We start from the raw sequence: 15,442 nt of genomic DNA, 5'->3' as shown, positions 1-15,442 counted from the left end.
CTACTTCTGCGACCCCCACAGTCCCTGGCAACGCGGCACCAACGAGAACACCAACGGGCTCTTGCGCCAGTACTTCCCCAAGGGCAGCTACGACTTCCGCACCATCGACCAGAACGGCCTGGACAACATCGCCCACGAACTCAACACCCGACCCCGCGAAACGCTGGGCTGGGCCACCCCAACCCAACGCCTCGCGGAAGTCATCGCGCCCTAACGATTGCACTCAACCCTTGACCCCAAGCGGCGTGTCAGGGCAATAACTTCATGATCACCGGGGTTGGAGCTGCGGTGGCACTGTCCACTGTGGTTGATGGGTATGGTTACGGGGATACTTCGGGCGCGTTTCATTGATTGTCTTGACAGGGGTTGTTAGCGATAACACGATGGCCTTCACGCCGCTCTCGCGTTTGGAGCTCGCCTTGGCCGTGTCGGTTCGCTCGCGTGTCCTGAACTCCGCCCGCAGATTCGCTGTGAACAGGCTGAACGTTGTCGCCCGCCGCACCTCGCAGGCGCTGGTCGGCTGGGTGTCCACAGTGTTTCCGCGTCGTTTTCGTCCGCTGTGCGCGTTCGCATCGGCAGCCGTTCTCGTCGGTGCGAGCCTGGTTGCCGCACCCGCTGCCGCGCACGGCGACGACGGATGGTCGCCCCGGTCGTCGTACACCTCGACCGACACCGGCGCCGGCACCTACTCGGTGCCACTGCTCAACGCCGACGTGCCGGACATCAGCGTCGAGCGGGTGCCGGCCGCCGAGAACGACGAGGGCCGCGACACCTACTACATGATCAGCACGACAATGCACCTGAGCCCGGGCGCGCCGATCATGAAGTCGTACGACCTCGTCAACTGGGAGATCGTCAACTACGTCTTCGACCGGGCGAGCATCGGCGACTCGTTCTCGCTGCGCAACGGCCAGAACTCGTACGGCCAGGGCCAGTGGGCGTCGTCGTTGCGCTACCACGACGGCATGTTCTACGCCGTCTTCAACACCAACAACCTCAGTGGGGCGTACCTCTACCGCACCGACGACATCGAGAACGGTCCGTGGCAGCGCACCGCCCTCGGCCGTGGCCTGCACGACCCGTCGCTCTTCTTCGACGTCGACGGCACGCCGTACATCTTCTACGGCTCCGGCGGCACCAGTGCAGTACGCCTCAACGCCGACCTGACGGCCATCGCGCAGGACTACCCGAACATCTTCACGGCCAACAACTACGCCGGGCAGCCGTTCATCGGCGGGCTCTTCGAGGGCGCGCAGGTCTACCACATCGACGGCTGGTACTACGCCGTCATCATCACCTGGCCGTCCGGGCAGGGCCGCCAGGTCGTGATGTTCCGGTCGAAGGACCTGCTCGGCCGCTACACCTCGGCCGGTGGGGTCAACACCTACGAGGCGCGCGGAGTGCTCAACTCCAACGGCTTCGCGCAGGGCAGCCTGGTGCCGATCAGCCGCGCGGGCGGCGGAACCGACTGGCACAGCATGTTCTTCCGGGACACGTTCCCGATCGGTCGGATCCCGGCGCTCATCCCCGCCACCTGGCAGGACGGGTGGCCGACCTTCGGCACCAACGGGGTCGTGCCGGTCAACGGCCTGTTCGACAAGCCGATCCGGCTCAGCCCGGCCGAGGAGGCGTTCGAGCGGCAGAAGAGCATCGTCGCCTCGGACGACTTCGCCAACGACGCGCCGCACAGGGCGTACCAGGACGAGCAGTGGACGGTCCCCGCGCCGCTCGACCCGGCGGAGATCGCTCCGAACGGGTCACGGCTGGACCTGGCGTGGGAGTGGAACCACGCCCCGGACAACAGGTACTGGTCACTCACCGACCGCGAGGGCTGGCTGCGGTTGACGGCCGGCACTGTGGTCACCGGCCAGTACGTCTACACGAAGCTGTCCAACCGGGCCGAGTTGGCGTGGTTCGAGGAGGCGCGTAACACGCTCTCGCAGCGGACGTTCGGGCCACGGCAGTCGGTCCAGACCCGGATGGACATCTCCGGGATGAAGAACGGCGACGTGGCGGGCCTGGCGGCCTACAACCGCGGATTCTCGTACGTGGCGGTGAAGCGCGTCGGCGGGGTGAACGCCCTCGGCGTCGTGAACCGGTCGCAGCCGTTCGCTGTCGACCTCGACCAGTCGACGCTGGAGAACTTCGTGTCGGGCACCACTGTGTCGCTGGACGACGCGACCGAGGTGCACGTGAAGGCGGACCTCGACTTCTCGTCGCCGATGGGCCAACTGTGGACGACGTTCTACTACAGCCTGGACGGGGTCCAGTGGACCCGGCTCGGCAACCGCGTCGGCCCGCAGGCGCTCGACGGCAGCCTCGCGCACTTCATGGGTCACCGGGTGGGCCTGTTCAACTACGCGACCCAGGAGACCGGTGGCCACGTCGACTTCGACGACTACCTGCTCAGCGACGTGCTCACGGCGCAGGCCCGGCCGCTGGACACCACAGCCCTCGACGCGGCCATCGCCCACGCGCGGTCGCTCGACGCGCGCCACTACCCGGCCGACGCCTGGGCCGTGACACAGGCCGCGCTGGCGGCGGCGACGTCGGCACGGGCCGGCCAGTTCGGCACCCAGAACGAGATCGACGCACCGGAGCGGGCGCTCAGCTACCAACTGGCCCGACTCGGAGTGCTGGCGGCGCTGCCCGTGACGGCCACCGCTCAGGTCCGCTGTCTGAGCGGCAAGGCGTACGTGGCGGTGCAGGCACGCAACGACTCTTCCGAGCCGGTCGAGATCACGGTGGAGACCCCGTACGGGAACCGGTCGTTCGCGGCCGTCGCGCCGGGAGCGAATGTCTACCAGTCGTTCAACACGCGTGCGGCGTCGGTGGCGGCCGGCTCGGCGACGGTTCGGGTCAGGGGCACTGTCGCCGCCCGGGACGTGACCACTGTCCACTCCGCACAGCACCCCGCCAACGCCTGCGGCGGATAACCCCACCACCAGCCCTCGGCTCACCGACCAGCACCACCGGCGACCGGCGACCGACCGGCCGGGCGGCGCGGCACAGCGGAACTGTTCCGCGCCGCCGGCCACTGTCGGACCGGTGGCGGCGGTCGACCCCTGATGTCCGGACCACCCACGGAAGCGCACCCACCGATCCCCCGTACACCGATGACCGCACGTCAGAGATGAAGGAGGATGTCTCGTGGAACAACGAATGCGACGGGCGACCCGAGGACGGGTCGCAGCGCTCGCGACAGTCGGCCTGATGCTGGCCACGGGGTTCGTCGCCCCGGCGGCGCCGGTCCAGGCCGCCGACACGAACCTCGTCGTCAACGGCGGGTTCGAGGACGGCCTGACCAGCTGGTTCGTGAACAACGGAAACGCCACCGACGGCGCCCAGTTGTCGGCCACGTCGGACGCCTACGCAGGCGCGAACGCCGCGCTGGTCACCAGCCGGACGACCACCGGATCCGGCCCGATGCAGGACCTCAGCGGCAAGGTGCAGGCCGGTCAGGCATACACCCTCACGGCCCGCATCAAGTACGAGAACGAGAGCGGACCGGCCACGAAGCAGTTCTTCGCCACCATGCACTACGGCGGTGGCACCTACACCAACCTGGTCAGCGTGACGGCGACGAAGGGCCAGTGGGCGCAGTTCAACGGGACGTTCACGATCCCGACGACGCAGAGCGTGTCGACGGCGCGTCTGTTCTTCGAGACCCCCTGGACGAGCACCCCGTCCACGGACCCGGCTCTGCACCTCATGGACTTCAAGCTCGACGACGTGTCGGTGGTCGGCGCCGCGCCGCCCGCGCCGGCGTCGAAGACCATCGAGGTCGTCGGCAAGCTGCCGGGAGAGCACAACCCGTTGATCGGGCACAAGTTCGGGGCCGACGGCTTCGGCCTCGTGCACGACGGCCGGGTGTACATGTACATGACAAACGACACCCAGGGCTACGCCCCGAACCCGACCACCGGCGTCTCGCCGGGGATCAACTACGGCGACATCAACCAGATCACGGTGATCTCCTCGGAGGACCTCGTGAACTGGACGGACCACGGTGAGATCCAGGTCGCCGGCCCGAACGGGGTGGCCCCGTTCACCGCCAACTCGTGGGCTCCGGGCATCACCAAGAAGGTGGTGAACGGGGTGGAGAAGTTCTTCCTCTACTACGCCAACGGCGGTGGCTCCAGCAACGTGATCACGGGTGCGTCGCCGCTCGGCCCGTGGACCAGCGAGCGCACGAGCACGCTGATCGACGGCCGTACCCCCGGTGCCGAGGCCGTCGCGTGGAAGTTCGATCCGGCCCCGTTCGTCGACGACGACGGCCAGCCGTACCTCTACTTCGGTGGTGGCCCCGCGTCGACGAGCATGCCGCCGGCCGAGCGCTTCAACAACCCGAAGAACATCCGCTCGATCGAGCTCGGCGACGACATGGTCTCGACCGAGGGAACCGCGGCGGTGGTCGACGCCCCGGTCGCCTTCGAGGCGGGTCACGTCTTCAAGCGCCAGGGCAAGTACTACCTCTCGTACTCCTCGCACTTCGGTGGGAACGACTTCGGTGGCAGCCAGCAGCCGCTTCCGGGTTACCCCGGGGGTGGCCAGATCGGCTACATGATCTCCGATGGCCCGATGTCGTGGCCGAAGGAGACCTACGCCGGTGTGCTCTTCCCGAACCAGTCGCAGTTCTTCGGGTCCGGCACCGGTGGTAACAACCACCAGTCGGTGTTCGAGTTCGGGGGCAAGTACTACTTCACCTACCACGCCCCGACGCTCAACAAGCGCATCAACGGCAACACCACCCAGGGGTACCGCAGCCCGCACATCCAGGAACTGACCTTCAATCCGGACGGCACGATCCAGCAGGTCGTCGGCACCTACGCCGGCGTGGACCAGGTCCGGGACTTCGACCCGTACCGCGTCTTCGAGGCCGAGACCTTCGGCTGGAGCAAGGGCGTCGCGACCGTGACTGTCGACGGCAGCTCCGCGCAGTTCGGTGGCGCGGCGCCGAACCTGGTGGTCCGTGACATCGACAACGGCGACTGGACCGCGCTGTCCTCGGTGAACTTCGGGGACAACGGTGCACAGAGCCTGACGGCGCGGGTGCGTGCGCTCGCCGCCGGCGGGCAGATCCAGGTCCGGCTGGACGACGTCAACGGTCCCGTCGTCGGCACTGTCGCGGTGGACACGCCGGCCGGGCAGTGGGCCGAGGTGACCGCCGAGCTTGAGGGCGTCAGCGGCGTGCACGACGTCTACTTCACCTACACCGGCCCGGCCGGCGTCGACCTCGTCGAGATCGACAACTGGGCCTTCCAGGCGGCCACCCTCGACGTGCCCGTCACGGTCACGGCGTCGACGCGGTGCGTGGGCGGCAAGGTGTACGTGGCGGTGCAGGCGCGCAACGACCATGACGCGCCGGTGGGCATCTCCCTGGAGACGCCGTACGGCGAGCGGTCGTTCGCGGCCGTCGCGCCGGGCGGGAACGCCTACCAGTCGTTCAACACCCGTGCCGTGTCGGTGGCGGCGGGTTCGGCGACGGTCCGGGTGACCGGGGCGATCGGCGGACAGGACGTGACGACCGTCCGCACCGTGCAACACCCCGCCGGCACCTGCGGCGGCTAACCCCTCATGGCGGAGAACGGAGATCACATGAACACATACAAACGGCGGCAGATGCTCGCGGCCTGCGCCGTCGGCGCGGTGCTGACCGGGGCGGCGGTGCTGCCGTCGCCCGCACTGGCCGAGCCCGGTGACGACGCCAGCGTGCGGGTCACCGTCGACATCGACGAGATCAGGGAACCGGGAGTGCTCGCCCTGTCGATCGCCGGCGACGCGGTCGCGCTGTCCGAGGACGGCTCGACCCTGCTGGTTCGCCAGTTCGTCGGTACGCTGCCGACGGTGACGGTCACCGACACCCGTGTCGCCGACGAGGTGCCCGACGGCGCCGGCTGGGCGGTGCTCGGCAGCGCGACCGACTTCGCGGGCGCCGCCGGCCAGGGGCCGATCACCGCCGACCACCTCGGCTGGAAGCCGCGCCTGCTCGACGGCGGGGAGACCGGCCTGGTCAGCGAGGGCGAGGAGGTGGTGACCAGCCTGGACGAGGCGACCCAGCCGGGTAACAATGTCGGCCTCGTCGACCAGGAGCTGTTGGTCTCGGCCTTCGACTCCAAGGCCGTCGTCAGCGACTCGTACTCGGTGAACGCCGACCTGTATCTGCGGACCCCCGCGGAGGTCGCCGCCGGCGAGTACAGCTCCACCCTCACGCTCTCACTGTTCGAGTAGTGGCCTGGGCGGGGGCCCAAACCGGGCCCCCGCCCAGCCCCGTGCCGAAGGGCCGCCCCATGACCGTCACCCCGCTGCGCCGGGCGCTCGTCGTCCTCGCCGTCGCGTCCCTCACGGTTGCGGCCGCGCCGACCGCGGCGGCGGCGGAACCGGACCCGAAGGCCCTGACCTGGACGGTCCAGCCGGCCACCGCGAGTGGCCCGGACCAACGTCGGTGGATCAACGCCAGCCTCGACCCGGGGCAGGCCGTCACCGAGCACCTGGCGGTACGCAACTTCAGCCGCACCGCTGTCGCCTTCTCCCTGAAGGCCGCCGACGGCTACCTCACCGACAAGGGCCGCTTCAACATGCTGTCGTCCGACCGGCCCTCGGTCGACGGTGGCACCTGGATCGACGTGCAGGAGAAGGTCACCGTCGGCCCCAACGAGACGCGGGTGGTGCCGTTCAGGATCACCGTGCCGAAGGGCGCCACACCTGGCGACCACCCGGCCGGTATCGCCGCGACCGTCACCAGCACCGGAGGCACTGTCAACGTCGAGAGCCGCGTCGGGTTCCGGGTCATGCTGCGGGTCAACGGTTCCGCGCGGGCGGCATTGACCGTACGGGGCCTCGGCGCGACGTACTCCCCGTCGTGGAATCCCTTCGCTGGCGGCACGGTGCGGGTCCGCTACACCGTCGAGAACGACGGCAACGTCTGGGTCAGCGGAACGAGTCGCGTGGGGATGTCCGACCTCCTCGGCCGAACCAGCCACGACGCCACCAGCGCCGTCGAGGAGTTGCTTCCCGGCGGCGCTCGGACGGTGGAGACCCGGGCCGACGGCGTCTGGGCCCTGGGGCGCCTCCGCACGACAGTCACCACGTCGCCAACGCCGGTCGGCGACGGCCCGGCCGGCGTCGACCTCCGACCGGCCTCCGCCACCGTCACCACCTGGGTCGTACCGTGGGCGCAGCTCGCACTGCTGGGTCTGCTCGCCGGCCTGCTCCTGGGTCTGCGGGCGGCGGCCCGGCACCGGCGGCGTCGGCTGGCCGGGCTGCTGGCCCGCGCGCGCCAGGAGGGCCGCCAGGAGGGCCAGGAGTCCGTGCTCGTCGGGGGCGCGCCCGCTGGTGCCGAGCCCGACGCGGGCGACGCCCGCCGGTAACCCGTCGACGCGATCAGATCGCGCCACCGGATCGCGGCGGGGCGTCGCCCGGCCCGCGACCCTAGGGCTTGGCCTGGTGGAGCAGCCAGCGCAGGATGCTGGCGTCCTCGTAGGTCGGTCCGAACGCCGCGTGGTAGTCCGGCAACGAGAAGGCGGCGTCGGCGTACTCGGTGTAACGCACCAGGTCGGCGGCCTGCTCTGGCGTCTTACCCCGGGTGACGTACGCCTGCCGCAGCACGGCCGTGGAGTTGCGCGCGCCCGAGACGTTGAGCAGGTGGTCGTGCTCGCCGTGCGTGATCCACACCGGCACCTCGGCCGCCGCGATGGCGGTCGCCTGGGTGGCGTTGACGGGGAAGCCGCCGGTCACCAACCCGCCGGCGAACAGGTCCGGGCGCTTGGCGAACGCTTCCCAGAGCAGCTGGGAGCCGTACGACACGGTGGTCGCGTACACCCGGTTGGTGTCCACCGCGAACTGGTCGACGAACTGGTCGAGCAGCTTGACCAGCAGGTCCGCCTCGGCGGGTCCACCGACCCGCTGGTGCTGGGGCGCCAGGACGATGACGTCCTCGGAGGTGCCGGTCCAGCGCGGTTGGAGCCACGCGGTCGCCGGGATGTCGGCGGCGAGTTGGACGCCGAGGTTGTCGCCGTCCCAGCCCATCCCGTGACCGGGCAGGACGACCATCAGTGGGTACTTACGCCCGGGCTGGTAGTTCTTCGGCAGGTGATAGTGGTACGGCAGAACCATTCCGCCACTGAGGAACGAGCCGTAGGTGAACTCGTCGACCAGTTGGTTGACCGGCTTCGCGGTGACCGGTCGCGACTCGCGCGGGGCGCCCCGGGCGAGGACCGGCCCCTTGCCGACCCCGCGACCGGGCTGGCCGTGCACGTCCTTGCGTTGCACGACCCGGGTCGGCAGCTCGGGATTGACCTTCACGGTGCAGAGGAAGGTCGGGCACTTGGAGACGATGACAGTCGAGCCGCCGGTGTCGGCGGGATTCAGCTCGACGATGACGTACCTGCCCGGCGCCGATCGGTGGTCGGCGCGGGTGCCCGGTGACCCGTTGGTGTAGGTGTGGGTGATGGTCCGGTCGGCGAGCTTCGGCAGGTCCTCGATGGGGTTGAAGCGGAAGTTGTAGATGGTGTCGGTCACCGAGAACGTGGCGGTGTCGAGGGTGCGGGGGTTGACCGTGGCGCCGTACTCGATCGCCACCGCCGAGACCTTCTGGCCGTACGTGTAGACGGTGGTGATCGGGGTGATGCTGCGGATTCCGTCCGTCCGCGGTGCCCCGGCTGTCGCTCGCGCTGCCGTACGCGGTACCGGAGGCGCCGGCCAGGACGACTGTGGCGGCGAGTGGGATCAGTCCTTTTCGCAGTCTCATGCGGGTCCTTTCTCGGGGGTGGTGCGCTCAGCCAGCGATCCCGTGCGGGTCCGGGAGTGGGACGGGTCGGAACGAGCCGGTCGCTAAACTGATTTAGCAGAGCATCGACGGTGGGCCCGGCGGTGTCAATGCCGAGCGCTGCAACAAACCTGCAAGCGTCAGCTATTGCCTTCAGGGAAACCGCTTTCCTACGATTGCGTTACATCGATGTTTCGTTTAACGATCGTGCGAGCGGCGTCACCGGGCAAACCCCACTCGCGCGGCACATCCCCGCTTCCACCAGGGCGTGAGAGACCTCGATGACATTCTCGCGATTGACTGTCGCCAATTCTTCAATGACGTCGGTCGGCAGGCGCGGTCGCGACGACCGTCGAGGCGAAGCCCTGGAACGAGACGAATGCGAAGGTGAGGCGACATGAGACGACCAGTCGTGCTGCGACGTCAGGCGGTGCTGGCCGCGGCGGCCGTGGTGATCGCGGTCGGGGTGGCCCTGCCGACCCCGCAGGCGTCGGCGGCGGTCGGCAGCGCCACCGGCTACGCCACCCAGAACGGCGGGACCACCGGCGGCGCGGGCGGGCAGACGGTGCGGGCCACCACGGGCACGGCGATCCACGCCGCGCTGTGTGGTCGGACCAGCAGCAGCACCCCGATCACCATCGAGGTCACCGGGACGATCAACCACGGCAACACCAGCAAGGTGTCCGGGTCGAGCTGCAACACCGCGGCGGGCGTGATCGAGCTCAAGCAGATCAGCAACGTCACCATCATCGGGGTCGGTAGCGGCGCCGTCTTCGACCAGCTCGGCATCCACATCCGCGACTCCAGCAACATCATCATCCAGAACGTCACAGTGCGGAACGTCAAGAAGTCGGGCTCGCCCACGTCGAACGGTGGGGACGCCATCGGCATGGAGAGCACGGTCCGCAACGTCTGGGTCGATCACGTCACCCTGGAGGCGTCGGGCGGGGAGTCCGAGGGGTACGACGGCCTCTTCGACATGAAGGACAACACCCAGTACGTGACGCTGTCCTACAGCGTCCTGCGCAACTCCGGTCGCGGCGGCCTCGTCGGGTCCAGCGAGAGCGACCTGTCGAACGGCTTCATCACGTACCACCACAACCTCTACGAGAACATCGACTCCCGCACGCCGCTGTTGCGCGGCGGTGTCGCCCACATCTACAACAACCACTACGTGAGCCTGCACGAGTCAGGTATCAACTCCCGGGCGGGCGCCAGGGCCAAGGTGGAGAACAACTACTTCCGCGACTCCAAGGACGTCCTGGGCACCTTCTACACCAACGAGCGCGGCTACTGGCAGGTCGGCGGCAACGTCTTCGACAACGTGACCTGGTCCAGCGCCGGCAGCGAGAACTACCCGGCCGGCCCCAACCCGACCTCCAACACCACTGTCAGCATCCCGTACCCGTACAGCCTCGACGGGGCGAGCTGCGTGCCGGACATCGTCCGCCAGACGGTCGGCGCCAACACGGGCCTGAAGGTGTCCAACGGCAGTTGCTCGCCGCAGACCCCGCCGCCCACCACCCCGCCGCCGACCACGCCACCGCCCACGACGCCCCCGCCCACCACGCCGCCGCCCTCCGGCGGGACCAACCTCAGCCTCGGTGCCGGCGCCGACGGCTCCAGCAAGGCCAGCGGGACCAGCTACGGCAACGTGCGCGACGGCAACCTGAGCACCTACTGGTCGCCGGCCGGGTCGACCGGCACGATCTCGATCAAGTGGGGCTCGGCGACCCAGGTGTCGCGAGTGGTGATCCGCGAGCCGTCCGGCACCCAGGGCTCCATCGGGTCCTGGCAGCTGATCAACAACGACAACGGCGCCGTCCTGGCCTCCGGCAGCGGGGCCGGTTCGATCACCTTCTCGGCCACCACGACGAGCAAGATCAACTTCAAGATCAACAGCTCCGGCGGTACGCCACGAATCGGTGAGTTTGAGACGTACGCCAGCTAGCTGGGCGCGGGCGGGAGCGGCAGGCCATGCCGCTCCCACCCGCGGGCGCCCATCACGAATCCGTGGCCGGCAGGGTGTCCATGAAGGAGCTGACCGAGAAGACCGCTCGGCCGGGCCCGGCGGGGCCGTACCCGGGCGGGCTGGACAGGCCGTGGGCGTCCATTGTCGCCCGGTAGACCTCCAGCAGGCGGACGTGGTATTCGAGCGGTGCGCCCTGCGGGTTCGTCCGGCCCAGCGGTGTGGTGGGCTCCGGGCACCAGGTGGTGAACCGGGGCGTGATGCCCCGGGACATGAAGTACTCAAGCCCCTCGGCGGTGGAGTCGATCGCCTCGTCGACGCTCGTGAAACCGTGCGGCGCGGCCATCTCCACGCCGGCCACGAAATTCGGGATCACGTTGCGCGGCCCGAACACCTCGGCGGAGTCGAGGATGCGCCGGTGCCACTCCTCCCGGCCGACGTACCGCTCCTTGCCGGGGCAGTGCAACTCGAACAACCGCTTGTCCCACACCTCGTAGTTGGGGTGGTAGATGCGGATCCCGTAGTCGTGGAACCGCTGCACATCGGCCCGGGGCAGTGCCTGGGCCACGACCTTGCCGATCCACCGTCCCGGAAACCGCTCCTCGATCGCCTGCGCGTACTGGCCGTAGAAGTCGGCCTCGGCCAGCCCGTTGACCTGCGAGGTGATGCTGCCACCGGTCAGCGTGTACGCCTGCGACGCGCGATCGACGTCGTGCCGGTTGATGATCTCCAGGGCCTCGAGGACCTCGTCGACGGGCTTGACCCCGGTGTAGGGCCGGCCGGCCTGCTTGTGCTGCCGCCAGTTGTGGTTGATGTCGCAGTACTGGCACTCCTCCTTGGCCCCGAAGTACTGACAGACCCGGAACGCGGTGAGGTAGATCAGATAACCCCACTGGATCGTCGGGGCGACCTCCATCACCGACTTGCCGTTGGCGAGCGTGTGGCGGTAGTACGCCGGCATGGGGGGCAGCCCGACATCGGCGATCGGCCGTCCGTCCAGGAACAGGCGCAGGCGACCGTCGCTGTCGGTGCCGACACGGTACGGCGAACTGGGGTTGGTGCGGACCGACACGACGGTACGGCGCAGCTCGTACGGGCCGCCGGTCAGCACGATCTCCTCCGGTGGCCGGCGCAGCGCGGCCGTCCCCAACTCCGGCAGTGTCCGGTGATCGAAGGAGAAGATGAAGTACGACTTCGGCTTGACGTCGCCGTGCTCGTTGTCGGTCAGCGCCGCGTCGTCGAAGGCCAGCCCGCCGCGCAGCAGGTCCTCCTTGAGGACCGCCTCCCGTGGCACGTGTGGAAAACGGGTCATCAAGTCTTCGACGAGGTCGGTTCGCGACTCCATGCGGTTCCTCCCGAATGTGGTACGCCGCACCGGGTGGCCCGCGCCACCCGGTGCCGGTTGATCAGCCCTGCTTGGTCTCCCAGAAGATCTTCGAGATCTCCTCGATCTTCCCGAGTAGCTGCTCGGCGACCGCCGGGTCCGCGGCGCCCTTCGCGCCGCCGGCACCCGCCAGCTTGGTCGCCTCGTTGAAGAGGCGATGCAGCTGGGGGTACTTCTCGAAGTGTGGCTGCTTGAAGTAGTCGGTCCACAGGACCCAGAGGTGGTGCTTGACCAGCTCGGCCCGCTGCTCCTTGATGAGCAGCGAGCGGGTGCGAAACTCCGGGTCGTCGCTGGCCTGGTACTTCTCGGAGATCGCCTTGATCGACTCGGCCTCGATGCGGGCCTGCGCCGGGTCGTAGACGCCGCAGGGGAGGTCGCAGTGGGCGCTCGCGACGGTACGCGGGCGGAGAAGGCGAGACAGGTACATCGGAATCCCTTCGACGGCGTGCACAGGTGACGCACGTCCGGACGCCACGGCCCCGACGTGATCATCTAGGGACGCTAGAACCTCAACCGGACTTCATGTCAAGGCAGAGTCGATCACGAGCCCTGTTTCCGGATGAGCGTCAGCAGGGCGGCGTGCGTCCGCTCGTCCGCGGCCGCGACGAGACCGTCCCCACCGGCGTGCAGCGGCTGGCCGTCGAGCCCGGTGACCACGCAGCCGGCCGCCTGGCAGAGCGCGATTCCGGCCGCGAAGTGGACGCTGTTCCGCAGGTCGTGTCGGTCCGTCACGTAGGCGGCGCGGCGACCGGCGGCGACCCAGGCCACGGCCAGGCTGGTGGAGACCACCCGGGGGCGGAACTGTTCGGTGAAGCCCTCGTCCACGAGCATGCGGGCGGCCAGGAAGACGTCCCGGTTGGGGAAGGGCGGGTCGAGATTGACGTCGACAAGCGTCGACTCGGCCGACGGGACGAGTCGCTCGTCAGTTCCCGCACCCCGGACGTACGCGGTGGTGCCGTCGGTCCAGAACACCTCATCGGCGAACGGATCGGCAGAGGCCGCCACGGCTACCTCCGACCCGGTGCGCAGAGCGACGTTGACCGAGGCCAGCGTGGTCCGTGCGGCAAAGTTCAGCGTGCCGCACAGCGGGTCGACCAGCCAGGTCCGTCCGTTGTCGCCCGCACCCGTGCGCCCGCTCTCCTCGGCCACCACGGCGTCGCCCGGACGCGCCCTACCCAGGACGTCCAGGATGGCCTGCTCGGCCTCGACGTCGGCGGCGGTGGCGAAGTCACCGGCGGTCTTCATGACGCGCGTCATCGTCGAGCCGTACCGGGAGCGGACAACTGCGGCTCCAGCTTCCGCCGCCTCGATGGCCAGCGCATGGTCTGTGATCGACATGCACGAACCATAGGAGCTGGGGGGCAACGTCGATGCCCCCCGCGCCGGGCTGTGGGCGCAGGGGCAGGTCAGTCCGGCAGTTCGATGATCGGTAGTTGACTGACGACCGCCGTCATGATCATGGGAGCATCGCCGTCACACTGGTTGACCGAGACCGCGACCCACCGGCCCTCGGCCACCGTCGGCCCCCAGACGGTCAGGTCGCCGTAGCAGTCCAGGTCGCAGAGCGACTGGAACAGCGCCGGCATGGGTTCACCGGCCTGATCCCGAAACAGCGGCACCCGCATCGAGACCCTGCGGTGCGCGCCCCACCTCTGGTCCAACTCCGCTACGACGAGGGCCAGGTTCGCCTCGGCGGCCTCCTCGGCCTGGTTCCATTCGGCGCCGTACACACCCGTCAGGGCTTCCTCGCCGGCCCGGCCGGTCATCGGGCGACCCGTCGTACCGCCGGCGGCCCATACCGCATCGTCCGCACCACCTGTCTCCGTCGGCTAGGGTCCTCGATCATTGCACCGTGAGCGAGCCAACGAGGGGGCGGGCGTCGGTCAGGAAATGGCTGCCCGCACCAGCTCGGTGATCTTCTTCTCCACGGCCGGGCTCCACTGCTGCAACGCGTACGCCACCGGCCAGAGGTCTCCGTCATCGAGGTTGGCCGCGTCCTGGAAGCCCACCGTCGAGTACCTGTAGTTGAACTTGCCGGAGTCCTGGAAGAAGACAACGATCTTGCCGTCCTCGTTCGCGTAGGCGGGCATCCCGTACCAGGTCTTCGGCGCGAGACCCGGGGCGGCGGCGGTCACCGTCACGTGCACGCGCTCGGCGAGCGCGCGGTCCTCCGGCTCCATCTGCGCGATCCGGTCGAGGACGGCCTGCAGCCCGTCCGCCTTTTTTGCGCCCTTCTTGCCCTCGGCGCGCAGTTCGTCGGCGCGCTCCTTCATGGCGGCCCGCTCCTCGGGGCTGAAGCCGTCGGACTTGGTAGTGGTCTTCGCGGGCATTCTCGGGCTCCCTCTCGTCGTCCAGTTTCGGCGTGCAGCCGTTCACCTGGGGAAAGGCTAGGTCGCTCGGCGGTCTCGGGCTTCTCGATTCCTGATCGGTTCGAACCCGGAAGGCGGGTGGCGGTCCTCATCCGCTGGATTTGCTGGTCAGCGTGCTTGGTGGCTAGGTTTGTCGACTTGAGCAGAACGACCGGTCTAGGGGGCCGTCATGACCATCACCGCCGATCGGATGGCGCGGGCGTACTTCGACGCCTTCGAGACGCTGTGCCGGGCGACCCCGAAGGGCGGGTACGCCGAGCGGGGCACCGCCCGAGCGGGGGTGACCGGGGCCGGCGTCGCCACGCTCAACGCGGCCTACGACAGGTCCACCGAGCCTGATCTCGGGTCGCTCGACGAGATGGCGACCGAGGTCGGCAGGCAGGCCGCGCACTGGTCGATCATCGTCCGGGGTGCGGCCGGCGACCAGGTCGCCGACCTCGCGGCCCGACACGGCCTCCTCGAACGCACCGAACTGCCCCTGCTGGCCTGCGCCGCGAGTGACCTCGCGTTCCGTGCCGGCTCGGCAGAGCGCCCCTCGGTGCGCCAGGTCAGCGCCGCCGAGAGCGACCTCTACACCGAGACCCTCACCCGCAGCTTCGAGGTTCCCGACGGCCTCTTCGGCTCACTGATGGGTGGTGCCGTGCTCGACGCCGAACCCATCACCGGCTACCTGGCCGAGGAGTCCGGGCGGCCCGTCGGCACCGGGCTCGGAATGCGGACCTCCGGGGTGGTCGGCGTGTTCAACATCGCCGTCGTTCCGTCCGCCCGGGGTCGTGGCCTGGGTCGGGTACTCACCGAGACCGTTCTGCGGGACGGCATCGCGGCCGGCGCGGACGCCGCCTACCTGCACACCAGCGCGATGGGGCAGCCGCTCTACGAGTCGATGGGCTTCACGCTCGTGGAGACCTGGACCATGTTCCACGCACGCTGACGGTCTGCTGTGCGGTGCCAGT

At 69.0% G+C, this 15,442-nt stretch carries 13 protein-coding genes; 7 read left to right on the top strand and 6 right to left on the bottom strand.

All coding sequences use genetic code 11. From position 1 onward, the window contains the following. The 5 genes from KBX71_RS06110 to KBX71_RS06090 all read left to right on the top strand — a co-directional run. The coding region (locus KBX71_RS06110; RefSeq protein WP_210817016.1) for an IS30 family transposase at positions 1-214 on the top strand (214 nt) is incomplete at its 5' end. A 256-nt stretch (positions 215-470) separates the two neighbouring features. Then, the gene (locus KBX71_RS06105) at positions 471-2,936 is read left to right on the top strand and encodes a glycoside hydrolase 43 family protein (RefSeq protein WP_307846975.1); all 2,466 of its coding nucleotides are present in this window, start codon (positions 471-473) and stop codon (positions 2,934-2,936) included. A gap of 214 nt (positions 2,937-3,150) precedes the next feature. Next, on the top strand, positions 3,151-5,571 hold the full coding sequence (locus tag KBX71_RS06100; RefSeq protein WP_210817015.1) for a family 43 glycosylhydrolase: 2,421 nt from the start codon (positions 3,151-3,153) through the stop codon (positions 5,569-5,571). 27 nt (positions 5,572-5,598) lie between these two features. After that, positions 5,599-6,231, top strand: coding sequence for a hypothetical protein (locus KBX71_RS06095; RefSeq protein WP_210817014.1), 633 nt, complete (start codon positions 5,599-5,601; stop codon positions 6,229-6,231). 59 nt (positions 6,232-6,290) lie between these two features. After that, positions 6,291-7,370: a hypothetical protein gene (locus KBX71_RS06090; protein WP_210817013.1), complete on the top strand. Its 1,080-nt coding sequence runs from the start codon at positions 6,291-6,293 to the stop codon at positions 7,368-7,370. A 61-nt stretch (positions 7,371-7,431) separates the two neighbouring features. On the opposite strand, the gene KBX71_RS06085 is transcribed toward KBX71_RS06090, so the two are convergent. Continuing rightward, complete coding sequence (locus tag KBX71_RS06085) at positions 7,432-8,619, bottom strand: hypothetical protein (protein WP_307846978.1); 1,188 nt, start codon at positions 8,617-8,619, stop codon at positions 7,432-7,434. Between the two features lie 545 nt (positions 8,620-9,164). Between KBX71_RS06085 and KBX71_RS06080 the strand changes: the two genes are divergently transcribed. Beyond that, complete coding sequence (locus KBX71_RS06080) at positions 9,165-10,718, top strand: polysaccharide lyase family 1 protein (RefSeq protein WP_210817011.1); 1,554 nt, start codon at positions 9,165-9,167, stop codon at positions 10,716-10,718. Between the two features lie 52 nt (positions 10,719-10,770). Here the strand turns inward: KBX71_RS06080 and KBX71_RS06075 are convergent, their stop codons facing one another. The 5 genes from KBX71_RS06075 to KBX71_RS06055 form a co-directional block, all read right to left on the bottom strand. Then, positions 10,771-12,081, bottom strand: a complete 1,311-nt coding sequence (locus KBX71_RS06075) for a radical SAM protein (RefSeq protein ID WP_210817010.1) — start codon at positions 12,079-12,081, stop codon at positions 10,771-10,773. Between the two features lie 61 nt (positions 12,082-12,142). Continuing rightward, positions 12,143-12,547 carry a superoxide dismutase, Ni gene (gene sodN, locus KBX71_RS06070; protein WP_210817009.1) on the bottom strand — a complete coding sequence of 135 codons (405 nt, stop codon included), beginning with the start codon at positions 12,545-12,547 and terminating at the stop codon, positions 12,143-12,145. Positions 12,548-12,660: 113 nt separating this feature from the next. Next, the gene (locus tag KBX71_RS06065) at positions 12,661-13,458 is read right to left on the bottom strand and encodes an inositol monophosphatase (protein WP_210817008.1); all 798 of its coding nucleotides are present in this window, start codon (positions 13,456-13,458) and stop codon (positions 12,661-12,663) included. Between the two features lie 68 nt (positions 13,459-13,526). Then, the gene (locus KBX71_RS06060; protein ID WP_210817007.1) at positions 13,527-13,886 is read right to left on the bottom strand and encodes a hypothetical protein; all 360 of its coding nucleotides are present in this window, start codon (positions 13,884-13,886) and stop codon (positions 13,527-13,529) included. Positions 13,887-14,003: 117 nt separating this feature from the next. Next, positions 14,004-14,450 (bottom strand): iron chaperone, encoded by a 447-nt coding sequence (locus tag KBX71_RS06055; protein WP_210817006.1) that lies wholly within the window; start codon positions 14,448-14,450, stop codon positions 14,004-14,006. Positions 14,451-14,658: 208 nt separating this feature from the next. Between KBX71_RS06055 and KBX71_RS06050 the strand changes: the two genes are divergently transcribed. After that, the gene (locus KBX71_RS06050; protein ID WP_210817005.1) at positions 14,659-15,420 is read left to right on the top strand and encodes a GNAT family N-acetyltransferase; all 762 of its coding nucleotides are present in this window, start codon (positions 14,659-14,661) and stop codon (positions 15,418-15,420) included. The last annotated feature ends 22 nt before the right edge of the window (positions 15,421-15,442 follow it).

Origin of the sequence: Micromonospora sp. D93, from assembly GCF_018070365.1 — a bacterium.
Taxonomy (GTDB): Bacteria; Actinomycetota; Actinomycetes; order Mycobacteriales; family Micromonosporaceae; genus Micromonospora; species Micromonospora ureilytica.
This window is presented reverse-complemented; position numbering and strand designations above follow the sequence as displayed.

Coding starts and splice junctions, on each gene's coding strand:
- KBX71_RS06095 (WP_210817014.1), top strand. CDS start 5,599: ATGAACACATACAAACGGCGGCAGATGCTCGCGGCCTGCGCCGTCGGC.
- KBX71_RS06090 (WP_210817013.1), top strand. CDS start 6,291: ATGACCGTCACCCCGCTGCGCCGGGCGCTCGTCGTCCTCGCCGTCGCG.
- KBX71_RS06080 (WP_210817011.1), top strand. CDS start 9,165: ATGAGACGACCAGTCGTGCTGCGACGTCAGGCGGTGCTGGCCGCGGCG.
- KBX71_RS06075 (WP_210817010.1), bottom strand. CDS start 12,081: ATGGAGTCGCGAACCGACCTCGTCGAAGACTTGATGACCCGTTTTCCA.
- sodN (WP_210817009.1), bottom strand. CDS start 12,547: ATGTACCTGTCTCGCCTTCTCCGCCCGCGTACCGTCGCGAGCGCCCAC.
- KBX71_RS06065 (WP_210817008.1), bottom strand. CDS start 13,458: ATGTCGATCACAGACCATGCGCTGGCCATCGAGGCGGCGGAAGCTGGA.
- KBX71_RS06060 (WP_210817007.1), bottom strand. CDS start 13,886: ATGACCGGCCGGGCCGGCGAGGAAGCCCTGACGGGTGTGTACGGCGCC.
- KBX71_RS06055 (WP_210817006.1), bottom strand. CDS start 14,450: ATGCCCGCGAAGACCACTACCAAGTCCGACGGCTTCAGCCCCGAGGAG.
- KBX71_RS06050 (WP_210817005.1), top strand. CDS start 14,659: ATGACCATCACCGCCGATCGGATGGCGCGGGCGTACTTCGACGCCTTC.